Origin of the sequence: Mesorhizobium sp. WSM2561, assembly GCF_000513915.1 — a bacterium.
Classification (GTDB): Bacteria; Pseudomonadota; Alphaproteobacteria; order Rhizobiales; family Rhizobiaceae; genus Mesorhizobium; species Mesorhizobium muleiense.
In genome coordinates this window covers 63,348-76,042 of record NZ_AZUX01000024.1, presented here as the reverse complement: position 1 = coordinate 76,042, position 12,695 = coordinate 63,348, and the positions used below count along the sequence as shown (strand labels likewise).

General features: G+C 63.3%; 12 protein-coding genes and 1 pseudogene. 8 read left to right on the top strand and 5 right to left on the bottom strand.

Features of this window, described 5'->3' with window-relative positions:
* The first annotated feature begins 178 nt into the window (after nt 1-178).
* The 3 genes and pseudogenes from M727_RS0120850 to M727_RS40225 all read left to right on the top strand — a co-directional run.
* Nucleotides 179-1,108, top strand: coding sequence for a phosphatidate cytidylyltransferase (locus M727_RS0120850; RefSeq protein ID WP_027154290.1), 930 nt, complete (start codon nt 179-181; stop codon nt 1,106-1,108).
* 165 nt (nt 1,109-1,273) lie between these two features.
* Nucleotides 1,274-1,993, top strand: coding sequence for a hypothetical protein (locus tag M727_RS0120845; protein WP_156941572.1), 720 nt, complete (start codon nt 1,274-1,276; stop codon nt 1,991-1,993).
* A 25-nt stretch (nt 1,994-2,018) separates the two neighbouring features.
* Nucleotides 2,019-2,177, top strand: a pseudogene (locus M727_RS40225) (phosphatidate cytidylyltransferase); the annotation flags it as partial.
* A gap of 23 nt (nt 2,178-2,200) precedes the next feature.
* Here the strand turns inward: M727_RS40225 and M727_RS0120835 are convergent.
* Nucleotides 2,201-4,210, bottom strand: coding sequence for an AI-2E family transporter (locus M727_RS0120835; protein ID WP_027154288.1), 2,010 nt, complete (start codon nt 4,208-4,210; stop codon nt 2,201-2,203).
* Between the two features lie 139 nt (nt 4,211-4,349).
* Nucleotides 4,350-5,279 carry a hypothetical protein gene (locus M727_RS0120830; RefSeq protein WP_023799058.1) on the bottom strand — a complete coding sequence of 310 codons (930 nt, stop codon included), beginning with the start codon at nt 5,277-5,279 and terminating at the stop codon, nt 4,350-4,352.
* Nucleotides 5,280-5,568: 289 nt separating this feature from the next.
* On the opposite strand from M727_RS0120830, the gene M727_RS0120825 reads away from it, so the two are divergent.
* The 5 genes from M727_RS0120825 (at nt 5,569) to M727_RS0120805 (ending at nt 9,899) form a co-directional block, all read left to right on the top strand.
* Nucleotides 5,569-5,832, top strand: coding sequence for a hypothetical protein (locus M727_RS0120825; RefSeq protein WP_023799059.1), 264 nt, complete (start codon nt 5,569-5,571; stop codon nt 5,830-5,832).
* Between the two features lie 249 nt (nt 5,833-6,081).
* Nucleotides 6,082-6,309: a hypothetical protein gene (locus tag M727_RS0120820; protein ID WP_027154287.1), complete on the top strand. Its 228-nt coding sequence runs from the start codon at nt 6,082-6,084 to the stop codon at nt 6,307-6,309.
* A 357-nt stretch (nt 6,310-6,666) separates the two neighbouring features.
* Nucleotides 6,667-6,888 carry an alkylphosphonate utilization protein gene (locus tag M727_RS0120815; RefSeq protein WP_027154286.1) on the top strand — a complete coding sequence of 74 codons (222 nt, stop codon included), beginning with the start codon at nt 6,667-6,669 and terminating at the stop codon, nt 6,886-6,888.
* A gap of 138 nt (nt 6,889-7,026) precedes the next feature.
* Nucleotides 7,027-7,389: an SPW repeat protein gene (locus M727_RS0120810; protein WP_027154285.1), complete on the top strand. Its 363-nt coding sequence runs from the start codon at nt 7,027-7,029 to the stop codon at nt 7,387-7,389.
* Between the two features lie 542 nt (nt 7,390-7,931).
* Complete coding sequence (locus M727_RS0120805) at nt 7,932-9,899, top strand: acyltransferase family protein (protein ID WP_027154284.1); 1,968 nt, start codon at nt 7,932-7,934, stop codon at nt 9,897-9,899.
* 90 nt (nt 9,900-9,989) lie between these two features.
* Here M727_RS0120805 and M727_RS0120800 read toward each other — a convergent pair whose 3' ends face one another.
* From M727_RS0120800 to M727_RS0120790, 3 genes are read right to left on the bottom strand one after another with little or no spacing between them, the layout of a single operon-like run.
* Complete coding sequence (locus tag M727_RS0120800; protein WP_027154283.1) at nt 9,990-10,751, bottom strand: ABC transporter ATP-binding protein; 762 nt, start codon at nt 10,749-10,751, stop codon at nt 9,990-9,992.
* Between the two features lie 13 nt (nt 10,752-10,764).
* Nucleotides 10,765-11,763 carry an ABC transporter substrate-binding protein gene (locus M727_RS0120795; protein WP_027154282.1) on the bottom strand — a complete coding sequence of 333 codons (999 nt, stop codon included), beginning with the start codon at nt 11,761-11,763 and terminating at the stop codon, nt 10,765-10,767.
* 57 nt (nt 11,764-11,820) lie between these two features.
* Nucleotides 11,821-12,669 carry an ABC transporter permease gene (locus M727_RS0120790; RefSeq protein ID WP_027154281.1) on the bottom strand — a complete coding sequence of 283 codons (849 nt, stop codon included), beginning with the start codon at nt 12,667-12,669 and terminating at the stop codon, nt 11,821-11,823.
* Nucleotides 12,670-12,695: the final 26 nt, after the last annotated feature.

Genomic DNA, 12,695 nt, shown 5'->3' with positions numbered 1-12,695 from the left:
TCCGGTTTACCGAAAAACATCATGCGACCAAAACAGCGTCGAGCCCAAAGAGTGTAGAGCCCAAAGAGTTGGAGATCGTGCCGGATCGGGTATCCGGCACGATGCGCCCAGACACGATCCTCCAATACACGATGCTCCCAGACACGATGTTCCAAGAGACGACTAGAACAACATGCCAATGCACGAGACGCTTATCATGGTTGTCGGCCTCGCTGCGGTGCTGACCACGGCAAGCCTGGTCGCCGGCATCCTGTCGTGGCGCGCGCCGAAGCCGCTGTCGTCGACACTGGTCAACCTCAACCAGCGCATCAACGCCTGGTGGGTGATGGTGGTGGCGATCACCGTCGCCTTCTTCTTCGGCCGCGCCGGCATGACCATCCTGTTCGCGCTGATCTCGTTTGCCGCCTTGCGCGAATTCGTGACGCTGACGCACAGCCGCCGCAGCGACCATTGGGTGCTGCTCGGCATGTTCGGCATCATCATCCCGTTCCAGTACTGGCTGGTGTGGACCGCCTGGTACGGCCTGTTCACCATCTTCATCCCGGTCTACTGTTTCCTGCTGATGCCGGCGATCACCGCGCTGCACGGCGACACCGAGCGCTTTCTCGAGCGCGTCTCGGCGCAGCAATGGGCCGTCATGATCTCGGTCTACTGCGTCAGCCACGTGCCGGCCCTGCTGACGCTCGACGTGCCCGGCTTCGACGGCCGCAACTTGTTGCTGGTCGCTTTCCTGATCATCACCGTGCAAGGCAGCGACGTGCTGCAATACATCTTCGGCAAGCTGTTCGGCAGGCACCTGATGTCGCCGAAGGTTTCGCCGTCGAAGACCTGGGAAGGGCTGGTCGGCGGGCTGGCGACGTCGAGCCTGCTTGGCGCGCTGCTGTCGTTCCTGACGCCGTTTTCGCCGCTCCAGGCAGCGGCCGTCGCCTTCATCGCCTGCCTGATGGGCTTCCTCGGCGGGCTGGTCGCCTCCGCCATCAAGCGCGACCAGGGGGTAAAGGACTGGGGCCATCTGATCGAGGGCCATGGCGGCATGATGGACCGCGCCGACAGCCTGGTCTTCGCCGCCCCGGTTTTCTTTCACACGGTGCGTTATTTCTGGACGTGAGAGCGCTCCAGCTACAAGGGCCGGCACCCGCTAGTCATTAACGCATCGACCCAATTCAGCAATCTGACTGGCCGTTTCGCTCTGAGGTCTGTTAAGCCTCCTCCAGCCAGTGAGTTCTGGCACTTTCTTTGGCGGGTGGGGATGATGACCTGTAAGGCGCTCCAGATGTGGTTATACGCATCGCTGTCGGTGATGCTATTGAGCAATCATGCTTGGCCAACTGAAAAAGAAGTTGTTCAAGCGCAGGCCACCAAAGACGCCGCCGTTAACTATTTGCGGTCGCTGCCGCATGATAGGAAAATTCATGTTTGGCCGTCATGGCATCGGCCTTACGAAGTTGTAGCCGATCGTCTGAACGTACGCAGCTCGATCGAGCGATATAAAGCTCTCAGAGGCGATCTGAATGGTCTTCTCCCGGCCATTGGCACGGCCCAGATTTCCATAATCGCTGCCGACGGCGCGAACTGGCAAAAGGACGTAGCGTCGGCCTTAACCAGTTCGCGCCTGCTGCCATGGTACAAAGATTTCGTTGCAAAGGCGGAGCTCAGTTTGGACGGATGTACGACGTATAAGTTTACAAGCAGAGACACTTGGGCATCTGTAGGTGTCATTTTGATAAACGAGCTCAACTTCCCCGAAAATGGCACGGCAACGCTTGATCGATGTGTTCATGCGGCACTTGATTACTTGCAAGGGTTTCCAACGAGAGAGGGATACTTCGACTACTCAACGCTTCCTGACGCGAGAATTCGGGGCTTGGTGATTGAAGCGACCTATAAATGTGCTGCTGAAGGGGACGGAACCGCCGAGCCAAGAGAAAGGACTAGGGACGGTTTGACGCCACGTCCTTCGCTAGATTGCATCGTGGCGAAGGTGGCTGAGTAAGGTCAGGCCACCGAGGCGGCGCAACTTTCTGGGCGGGCTGGTCGCCTCCGCCATCAAGCGCGACCAGGGGGTGAAGGACTGGGGCCATCTGATCGAGGGCCATGGCGGCATGATGGACCGCGCCGACAGCCTGATCTTCGCCGCCCCGGTTTTCTTTCACACGGCGCGCTATTTCTGGACGTGAGGGCGAGCTGCGGTCTCAGTCTCTCACTTTGCAGCGGCAAGCGGCGCCTTCCTGGCCGGGCGCGGCCGGCGGCGCATGCGGCGCTTGGCAGCGACCTTCAGCGCAACCGGCGGATCGCTCGACAATGCGCCCAGAACGGCTTCGACCATGCCAAACGCCACAAAATCGGCGTTGATGTCATTGGTCCATTCGACTTCTGTCTTTTTGTCGTCGCCGTCCTTCGACCAGAACACGATCCCTACCCGCAGCGCCGACCTGGCACGTTTCAGCCGACGAACCAGAAAACGGGCGTGCTTGACCGAGTCGCGGTTCAGGAATCCGACCACAACGGTGTCGACAGCGTCGAGCTCGAGCCGGCGAATGCCAGTCGGATCCATATCGGCAAAGCTCGCCTTCGAGACCGTCGCCCCCTGGACTTCGAGCACCTGCGCCAGCATGGCGGCGGCGGCATCGTCGAGTTCGCCGCGGCCGCCGGCACACAGCACCGAGGTGTCAGTGCCATCCGGCAGCTCGGTGTCGTCCTCGCCCTCCGCTTGAGCCTGCTTGTCCCCGTCCTTGTCCTTGTATTTGTCCGCCGGCGCAGGTTCGGCTGTGGCCGGATCATCGTCCTCCTCCGCTTCCTCCCGTGCGCTGTCGTCGAGGTTCGCCACCAGCATCTGCGCGCTGGCCGCCACCCGCCGTCTTTGCTCATCGCCCATGACGCCGCGCACCCGATCCTGCTCGCCGAGCAGCAGTGCGGCAATGGCGACCTTGTCATAGAATTCGAACAGATATTTTTCCTCCAGCATCTCCTCGGCGTGATCCGTGGCTTCCTCTGGATCGCCGGCCAGCAGCCGTTGGTAGAGCCGGGCGTGGGGTTCGAGCACCGGTTCGTTGCCGAACAGGACGTCGAGGAATTCGAATTGCGGCACGTGCCTGCCGAGCACGACGAGGCAGACCGTGAGCGGCGTCGACAGGACCAGGCCCAGCGGGCCCCAGAGCCAGGTCCAGAAGATCGCCGCAACGATGATGGCCAATGGCGAAAGCCCCGTTCGTGAACCGTAGAGCCACGGTTCGACGACATTGCCGGTGATCATTTCCATGACCACGAACAGACCGGCGGTCCACAGCACGAGCGACCAGCCAGGCGCCACGGCAAGCGCCAGGAACAGCGGCAGCAGCGCACCAATGATCGGGCCGATATAGGGAACAAAGCGCAGCGCCAGCGCCAGCAAGCCCCACAGCAGCGCATTGGGTATCCCCAGAATCCAAAGCCCTGCTGTAACCGGTATGGCATAGACGATATTCACGACCAATTGCATGAGCAGATATCGGCCGACCCGCTTGCCCGCTTCCTGGAGCGCCTCGGTGGTCCGATGAAGGTCGCCGTAGCCGACGAGGCGTATGAAACGATCGCGCAGGTCCTCGCGCTCGAGCAGCATGAATATGACGACGACGACGATCAGGCCGGCCGATGCCAGCGGGCTGATCAGCGGGCCGATCAGGTTCTGCAGAACCTGGAGCGGCCTTTCGCGTGCGATGATCTCGACAGGCACCGGCTCGCGCCGTGGCTGATCCGCGGCGGGCGGCGAGGTTTCCTGCCTGTCGAGTTCCTGGCCAACACGTTCGATCGCCTCGCTCAGCCTGGCGATGACGCCGCCGCCGACGCCGGTCTCCTTCAGGGATCGGACTTTGGTCAGGATATTTGACTGGTAAAGCGGGATGTTCTGCGCCAGTTCGCTGACCTGCGTGGCGACAATGAAGGAGAACAGCGCAAGGACGGTGAATGCGCCCAGCACACTGGCGATGACCGCAGGAAGACGGGGAATGCCGACCCGTTTGAGTGCCGAAACCAAGGGTGCAAGCGCAAAGGTCAGCAGCAGCGCGATTGCGATCGGCAGGAAAACCTCGCGCCCGAAATACAGGGCCGCAACCGCCGCCACGACGGTCGCGACGGTGGGCAGCGACATGCGCGGCAGGGCCATGGCAGCCGAAACAACGCCCACCAGCCCGGGCTCCGACGGATGCATGCCGTTTCGCCGATTGGCCGCCACTTGATGCCTCCACCCTGCCATGACCATGATCGGGCATATTGAGCCGGCATGCAACGTCCCCACCTTCGTGCCAGCGAGCCCCGCGCGAGCGACAAGCGGTCTTCGTCTCTCGCTCAGCCCGGGGTCAGACGGCCCGGTGTCAGGCGGAATGGCTCAGCCAATGACGGTCGAACACGTCGACGATAGCGCGGAACTCGGCCGGCGGGATCTGGCTGGCGCCGCCGTCGCTGTCTCCGACGAGGAATTGCGCCAGCTGCCGGTCAACCGCTTCCGTCTGCTCGACGGACAGGCCAAGCGATGCCAGATCGGCGGCGATCGATCCGTCGGGCGGCAGATATCCGCCCCATGCCTGGGGCGCCGGATTGCGCAAGCGGACCATCAGGATCCGGGTCAGCGACGGCTGCGGCTCCGGGCCGATGATGGTGGTGCCGCACAAATAGCCGCCAAGCACGCTTCCCGGCCGCGAGTGCGGAAACAGGCACAAGAAGAATTGCGCCTCGCCGCTGGCTTCCTTCAGATGCGCATAAAGCCCGCGTTTTGCCGACGTCATCTGCCCACCGAGCAGCAGCTGCCCGGTCGGCAAGGCCTCGCGATAGGCGGCGGTCAGGCCGTTCGCCCCCGGCCCGACCTCAATCGACAGGCTGCCCCTGATCAGCTGGCCGCGATAGTAGGGCGACAAGGCGCTCGAATAACAGGCGTAGGTTCCGGCAAGGGCCAATCCAGGGCTCCGCTCCTCATGCCCGGCAGCGGTTTCGAAATGCGCATTGGCGCGGCGCTCCAGTTCGGCCCTGTCGATGCCGTGGCGGGCACAGATCGCCGCGGTAAAACCTGGCAGGTCGCTCTCGGCGATCCAGGCGCCGGGCTGCTCCAGCTTGAGCAGCTTCGTCCAGTCGTCGTAGACGCTGAGCTCGCGTGGCTGGGAGCGCCCCTGCAGCCATTTATCGGCGCGGCCGAGGTCGAACGCCGTCTTCGGGTTGACGCCCCGGAACGCCGCCGCAAGGTCCTTGCGGGTGACGGTCCCCAGCACGGCCGCGGTCAGCCGCAATTTCTGCGCGATATGCTGTGCCATCCTACCCGCCCCTTTATGCCGCCGCGAGGATAGCACGCGCCGGCTATACTTTTCCACAAGCTAATATTCCAGAAATTCCGGAGAATTCCACGCCCCTCCACGCGCCTGCGCTTTTCGCCCCGCCGGGCGGCGCTAAGGTCGCGCAGGGCAGGGGCAAGTTATGAAACTCACGCTATTTAGGCCTGAATACCAACACCCTTCCTCGGTCATTTGAACGACGGCGAAGCCGAGCTCTCGGCACCGGCACAAACCAGCGTAGATGCCGCCTCAACAAGGAAGGAATAATTCGATGTCCTGGATTGCCTCCCCCAAAATCCCTTTCACCGCGGTTGCGGCTGGATCCGCTGCACTGCTGCTGCTGACGTTCGGGCCGGATGGACCGTCGCGTGCCGCTGCCGGCTCGCGCGCGGCAGCGACATATGGCAAGGCGGCTCCTGCGGCGCCGGTCATCGATCCGACGCGCATCGAAGTCGACGGCGGCGCGCACGTGATACGCTTTTTCATCGACGGCAAGCAGGTCGCTCTGCTCGACTCGAACGGCTTCAGGGATTGATCTTAACACCAGCGTTGGCCGCGACATTGAGCGGCCAAGCGCAACTGGATGTCTGGGTTCTGTCGCGGCCGCTCCAAGCTTCGGCCTGATGCGGCTGCAAGCCTACACGTGCCGGCACCTGCTCACATTGTACTTTTCCACAAGCTAATATTCCAGAAATTCCGGAGAATTCCACGTCCTTCCACACAGCGGCCGTGTTCGGGCCGGCGACCGCGGTTAACCTTACGTTAACCATGGAGGGACCTCGTCATGAAACTTGCCCTGTCTGCACTTCTCACCGTGCTCGCACTTTCGCAAGCCGTGGAGGCCAAGACGAAAGCCGTTGCCACCGATGCCAAAGCGTCCTCAGCCGAGAAAAACCGGCCTCCGCTCGACAACAAATCCACCAGCGGGATCACGTCGTCTGATGCGACGGCGGCGCCAGCCGACAACAATGGATCCAGTCTGTATCCGCCGGCGATCTATTTCAATTTCTAGAGTCCCTCCATCCGTTGTGGGGCTCATCTTTAATCGGCCGTACGCCGCTTGCGGTGTCCACGATCGACGGGTCCGCATTTCGACAGGTCACCTGTTCGACAAGTCACTTGTTCGACAGGCCACTTGATCGACAGGCTTAGCCGGCGGCGCGCCAGGCTGTGATCCTCCACGTTCCCGTGAAATCGGCTTCAACCACGAGGCATCGCCGACTTCGACGGGTGATGCGGCCTCCTGACATGAGCAACAAGGGTGCCCTGCCCGCTTCATGCGGCCGAGATGGCACGGTTTGCCACCACGCTTGACCTTGCCGCCATCCGCCGGATAGTCCGCTATCCGGCTTCGATGAAAGACCCTGATATGACAGACGCGATCGTAAGAGACAGCAACGGCGCCCAGTTGAACGAGGGCGATTCCGTCACCCTGATCAAAGATTTGAAGGTCAAGGGCACGTCGGAGACGATCAAGCGAGGCACGCTGGTGAAGAACATCCGCCTCACCGGCAATCCCGGCGAGATCGAGTGCAGCACCAAGCAGGTCAAGGGCCTGGTGCTGAAGACCGAGTTCCTGAAAAAGGCGTGATCGCGCCCGGCACTCAGTGCGTAACCGGCCGCCCCGGAGCCACTCCTTGAAAGCCGCCGAAAGTGCGATATATCAATGACTAAGCGTGCGTTGCACGCGACGTAGTGCTTTGGTCAAGCTTCATCTGTGGAGGTTGTCATGGCAAACGATCTGATGGAAGGAAAGAAGCCTCAGGATTGGATCAACCTGATCCTAGCGGCATGCCTGTTCATCTCACCCTGGGTTGTCGGCTTCGCTGCTGAAACCACTGCTGCCTGGAACGCTTGGATTGCCGCGATCTTGCTCGGCGCCCTGGCTCTCGCGGCGCTTTCAGTATTCGCCGAATGGGAAGAGTGGGTGAACCTTGTCGTCGGGCTCTGGCTGATCGCCTCGCCCTGGCTGCTCGGCTTCGTGGCAAACGCCAACGCAATGGCGACCCACGTTGTCCTCGGCGTGCTGGTGGTTGCGGCATCGGCCTGGGCAGTCTGGGACTCCCGTCATCATCCGCCAGCGCATGCGTGATCGGTGACGACTGATGCTTGTCGCCCAAAAGCATGCCCTCGGGCGGGCCCGAGGGTGCGCAGCGGCTTTGGGGTAACGACACGCACAGAAACAAAGACTTAAAGCGCGTTGATTTCCTTTCGAACGCGAGGCGCTTTAAGGGGAGGAGCGCGGCGCGCGAGCGGCGGGCTCCTTCTAAAGCCTGAGATCGGGCCCGCTAGAGTATTTTTGCAGCCAGGCGGAATCACTTGGCGTTGCAGAAATGCGGCTAATGCGAACAGATGGAGCGGGCGCCAGTCAAATTCGCACGCCTCCCGCCCGCCGTATCCCGACCAAATTGTCTTTTTGTGCTCCAAAATCCCGCCGCCCAAAATCCGCCGCCGCGGATGCGGATGGCAGCGCTGGCGCGGCGTTCGCTGAGGACACGCCGACGAGCATGCCGCGCTGCACCCGGCAAACTTCCACTTATGTTGCACTGCGTTAGATTTGTTGCATTGCAATATCAATGCATTGCGTCGAGTCTTCGCACGGGTGGCTTTTCAACGACGTCGCGAGGTTTTGCCGTGTCAGCATCGTTTCGGCCTGATATCGAAGGGCTGCGTGCGTTGGCGGTATCCGGCGTCGTCGCGTTCCATTTTGGTCTGTCGGACCTGCCTGGCGGCTTCACCGGCGTCGACATCTTCTTCGTCATCTCCGGCTACCTGATCACCGGCCAGCTGCTGCGGGAAATCGCCGAGGACGGCAGGCTGGACCTGTGGCGGTTCTATGCAAGGCGCGCCCGGCGCCTGCTGCCGGCCTCGCTGTTCGTCATCTTCGCCACGCTGGTCGCCGGCTACTTCATCCTGTCGCCGGACGAACAGTCGCTCTATTCGAAAGGCGCCATGTTCGCCTCGGCCTATGCGATCAATTTCTGGCTGATACGCTGGTCGTTCGACTATTTCGCCCCCGACGCGGCGAACAACCCCTTCATCCACTTCTGGTCGCTCTCGGTCGAGGAGCAGTTCTATTTCGTATGGCCGGGGCTGCTTCTGCTGGCGGCATGGCTGCGCCCGGGCAAGCGCACGGCGATCCTGGTGATCGGCCTCACCGGCGCGGTGTCGTTCGCCGTCTGCGCCTGGCTCACCACCGTGGCGCAGCCCTGGGCCTTCTATTTCTCGCCGCTCAGGGCCTGGGAGTTCGCCGCCGGCGGCCTGGCGACGATGGCGCCGGCACAATTCTGGCGAGAGCGCCCGCAACTGGGCGCAGCGCTGGCATGGCTTGGCCTGGCGCTGATCGCCGGTGCCTATCTGACCTTCAGCGAGCAGGACACCCCCTTCCCCGGCTTCGCGGCGGTGGTGCCGGTGGCCGGCACCGTGCTCCTTTTGCTCAGCGGCTCCGGCAATGTCCAAAGAGGGCCGAGCGCCATGCTGGCGCTGCCGCCTTTGCAATGGGTGGGGAAACTTTCCTACTCGCTTTATCTCTGGCACTGGCCGGTCATCGTCTATGCGACGATGATGGTGCCCGACCTGTCCTGGCCCGGGCGGCTTGGCTGCGCGGCATTGACGCTGGCGCTGTCGCTCTTCACCTATAATTTCATCGAAAACCCGATCCGTCGCAATGGCTGGCTGATGGCGAACGCGGCGCGCGCACTAATCCCCGCCGCAATGCTGACCGGCGCCGGCGTCGTGGCGACTTACGCCAATGCGCGCCTTGCCGTGGACGGCCTCGACCCCTCGCAACGCATCATTGCCGAAACTGCCGCGCAGCCCTCCACCGCGCGCGCCAAGGTAGGCTGCGTTGTCGACTACGAGACCGTGACGCCGAAGGCCTGCGAGTTCGGCGCCGAGAATGCCGAGCGCTCGATCGCGCTGTTCGGCGATTCGCATGCCGATCACTGGTCGACGCCGCTGATCGAGGCGGCGAAGAGAAACGACTACAAGGTCGTCACCTGGCTCAAAGCCGCCTGCCGGGCGTCGCGGCTGACGGTCTGGAGCTCGAAGCTGAAGCGCGACTACACCGAGTGCGATCAATGGCGCGAGCAATCGATCAAGGAGATCATCGCCCTGCGCCCGAGCCTGGTGGTGATCTCGGAGATCTCGCTGACCAGTTCGCGCAAACTGTCGCCCGACGCCCGGCAATCCGAAAGCCTCGATCAGGACTGGCAGGGTGGCCTGCGCGCAACGCTGGAGGCGTTCAGCCAGGCCGGGCTGAAAGTCGCCTTCATCCGCGATGTGCCGTTCAACACCCTGTTTGTCGACACCTGCGTGGCCCGCGCGCTGTGGCGTGGACAGACGCCATCGGTATGTGACGCGCCGCGAACCGACGCCGCCAACGACGCCATGGCCGCGGTGGAGCGTGACATCGTGCGCGCCGTCCCCAACGCGACCTACATCGACATGACCGACCGGTTCTGCGACGCCAAGACCTGCCATGTCTTCATCGACGGCAAGCTGGCCTATCGCGACCGCCACCACATGGCGACGCCCTTTGCGCAAACGCTGGAGCCGACGGTCGAGCGCGCGCTGTTCTCGACCGGGGCGGCCGGGAAGTAAGGCGCGCAAGACGCGCCTTTCACCAGCGTCTCGGTGCCCCAGTCTCAGTGCTCGCAGTCTCAGTGCTCGCAGTCTCAGTGCCCCCCAGTCTCAGTGCAAGCCAAACTCGCGCAGCAGTTCTTCGCGGTAGCGCACGAACCGGCTCTCGCTGCGATCGCGGGGGCGCGGCAGTTCAACCTCGACCAGCCGTGCTGTGCCGCCCTTCTCCCTGGGCAGGATCAGCACCCTGTCGGCAAGATAGATCGCTTCTTCCAGATCATGGGTGACCATGACCATGGTGACGTTCTCCTCGCTCCAGATGCGCGCCAGTTCCTCCTGCATGCCGATCTTGGTCATGGCGTCGAGCGCGCCTAGCGGCTCGTCGAGCAGCAGGATTTCAGGTTGCACGGTCAAGGCCCGGGCAATGCCGACGCGCTGCGCCATGCCGCCCGAAAGCTGCCTGGGATAGGCATCGCTGAATTCGGCCAGGCCGACGAGCGCGGTATAGAAGCGGGCCTTGTCCTCGGCCTCCGCCTCGGGCACGCCCCGCACTTCGAGGCCAAAGGCGACGTTGCCAAGCACCGTCAGCCAGGGCAGCAGGCGCGGTTCCTGGAAGATGACCGCGCGCTCGGCACCGACGCCATGGACCGGCCTGCCGTCGATCGCGACACCGCCGCTGTCGGCGGCCTCAAGACCGGCAAGGATGCGCAGCAGCGTGGTCTTGCCCGATCCGCTGGCGCCGACGATGACGAGACATTCGCCGGAGCGGATGTCGAGGTTGAGCGCCCTCAGCACGGCAAGCGGGCGCCCGCCGAGGGTGAAGGATTTGGAGAGGTCGCGTATCGTGACCTCGCCGCCGCTTGTGCTGGCCATGGCCGTCTCCCGATCAATTGGTTTTCGTTTCGCCGCGCCCGTAAAGAATATCCGCGGCTTTCAGCCTGCCCTTGGGCAGCCGGCCGTCGCGCTCGAGCACGCCGACCCAGAAGTCTATGTCGCGGCCGTCAGCCTTCGCCCCTTCGCGCAGGCCGAAGCCGGTCCAGTAGCGCGCCAGCTCGCCATTTTCGCCGCGTTTATCGAGGATCTCCGCAAGCACCTTGCGCGCCTCGTTCGGGTTCTGGCGCGACCAGTCGGCGGCGCGGGCCGACTGGTCGACGAAATTGCGGGCGCCATCCGGATGCGCCGCGATGAAGTCGCGCCGCAGGACAATGAAGCCGCCGGCCAGTTCGCCCAGCACGTGGGTGTCGTTGAACACGCCGCGCACACCACCCTTGTCGACCAGCGCGCCGGCAAACGTCGCCTGCCAGTAGCCCAGTGCCGCGATATCGACCTGGCGTGACCGCAAGGTCTGTTCAAGCTGCGGCCCGGGCACGACGACGAGGTTGGCGGCATCAGGCGGCAGGCCGACGCCGTGCAGCGCCTCGCGGACGGTATAGTCGAGATGGGCGCCGAGCGTGTTGACCGCAATGGTCTTGCCGGCGATGTCGGCAATCGATTTGATCGGGCTGTCTTCCAGCACGTAAAACACGCTGCGCACTTGGCCGTTGATGCCGTTGCTTGGATAGGCAGCGACGAAGTCGTTGCCGCCGGAGATCGAATTGATCACCGCAGCGGTTGCGGCCGAGCCGAGATCGACGCTGCCGGAGGCGAGCGCGAACAGCGATTCCGGGCCGCCGCTGGAGTAGCCGACATTCTCAAGCTTGACGCCGACGTCCTTGAAATAGCCGAGCGCGTCCGCCAGCTCATGCGGCGAGATGCTGCCACGGCTGGCGAGGTAGCGCAACGTGACCGGCGCGGCTTGCGCAACGGCGAAGCGAGGCAGGCCGGTGGCGATGATGCCGGCGGCAAAGGGAGCGCCCGCAAGCAGGGAACGGCGAGTGATTGGCATGGTCCGGACTTTCGTGTTGGAGGATGGGGCCTGTTGGAGAGGATGGTCGAAAGCTGGTCAGTCGATGGGACTGCTCCAGCGGCAAAGCCGCCGCTGCAGGCTGACCAGCGCCTGGTTGGCGATCAGGCCGAGGCCGGCAAGGATGACGATCGCTGCAAACATCAGCGGGATCTGGAAGTTGTACTGCGCGTTCATCACCTGGAAGCCGATGCCCTTGTTGGCGCCGATCATTTCGGAAGCGATCAGCAACAAGAGCGCCGTGGTCGCACTCAGCCTCAAGCCGACGAAGATCGAAGGGACGGCCCCCGGAAGCACGACCCGGCGAAACGCGGTGAGCCGCGTGGCGCCGTAGACCCGGGCCATCTCGAGCAGTTTCGGATCGACTTGCTTGACGCCGCTGATGGTGTTGAGCAGCAGCGGAAACAGCGTCGCCCAGAAGATGACGAAGACCTTTGATGCCTCCCCCAGCCCGAGCAGCAGGATGAACACCGGATAGAGTGCCAGCGCCGAGGTCTGCCGGAAAACCTGCAGGATCGGGTCAAGCGCGGTTTCGACGGCGCGCACCTGGCCCATGAACAGACCAAGCGGGATGGCAACCGCCACCGCCGCCGCGAAGGCGAGGCCGGCGCGCTGCAGGCTGATGGCGATGTCGCCAAGCAAGGTGCCGCCGGCCAGACCGTTCCACAGTGCGGTGACTATCGTGTCGACCGGCGGCAGCACCGCGGCGTTGACCCATCCCGCGCTACTCGACACCTGCCAGATCGCGAGGAAGGCGATCAGGATGCCGTAGCGGGACAGGAAGCGGATGACAGTGCGGTTGGCCAGGCGCGGGAAATCGGTGCCAAGGCCGGTTCTGCCTTCACGTGCCCGGATCGTGACCGACTGCTCGATGTGTTGCAAACTCATCGTCTTGCCCTTTGCTTCAAGAGAAT

Bases quoted from the DNA above. Each gene is read 5' to 3' on its own strand.
- M727_RS0120795 (WP_027154282.1), bottom strand. From the start codon at position 11,763: ATGCCAATCACTCGCCGTTCCCTGCTTGCGGGCGCTCCCTTTGCCGCC.
- M727_RS0120810 (WP_027154285.1), top strand. From the start codon at position 7,027: ATGGCAAACGATCTGATGGAAGGAAAGAAGCCTCAGGATTGGATCAAC.
- M727_RS0120815 (WP_027154286.1), top strand. From the start codon at position 6,667: ATGACAGACGCGATCGTAAGAGACAGCAACGGCGCCCAGTTGAACGAG.
- M727_RS0120825 (WP_023799059.1), top strand. From the start codon at position 5,569: ATGTCCTGGATTGCCTCCCCCAAAATCCCTTTCACCGCGGTTGCGGCT.
- M727_RS0120850 (WP_027154290.1), top strand. From the start codon at position 179: ATGCACGAGACGCTTATCATGGTTGTCGGCCTCGCTGCGGTGCTGACC.
- M727_RS0120820 (WP_027154287.1), top strand. From the start codon at position 6,082: ATGAAACTTGCCCTGTCTGCACTTCTCACCGTGCTCGCACTTTCGCAA.
- M727_RS0120830 (WP_023799058.1), bottom strand. From the start codon at position 5,279: ATGGCACAGCATATCGCGCAGAAATTGCGGCTGACCGCGGCCGTGCTG.
- M727_RS0120800 (WP_027154283.1), bottom strand. From the start codon at position 10,751: ATGGCCAGCACAAGCGGCGGCGAGGTCACGATACGCGACCTCTCCAAA.
- M727_RS0120845 (WP_156941572.1), top strand. From the start codon at position 1,274: ATGTGGTTATACGCATCGCTGTCGGTGATGCTATTGAGCAATCATGCT.
- M727_RS0120790 (WP_027154281.1), bottom strand. From the start codon at position 12,669: ATGAGTTTGCAACACATCGAGCAGTCGGTCACGATCCGGGCACGTGAA.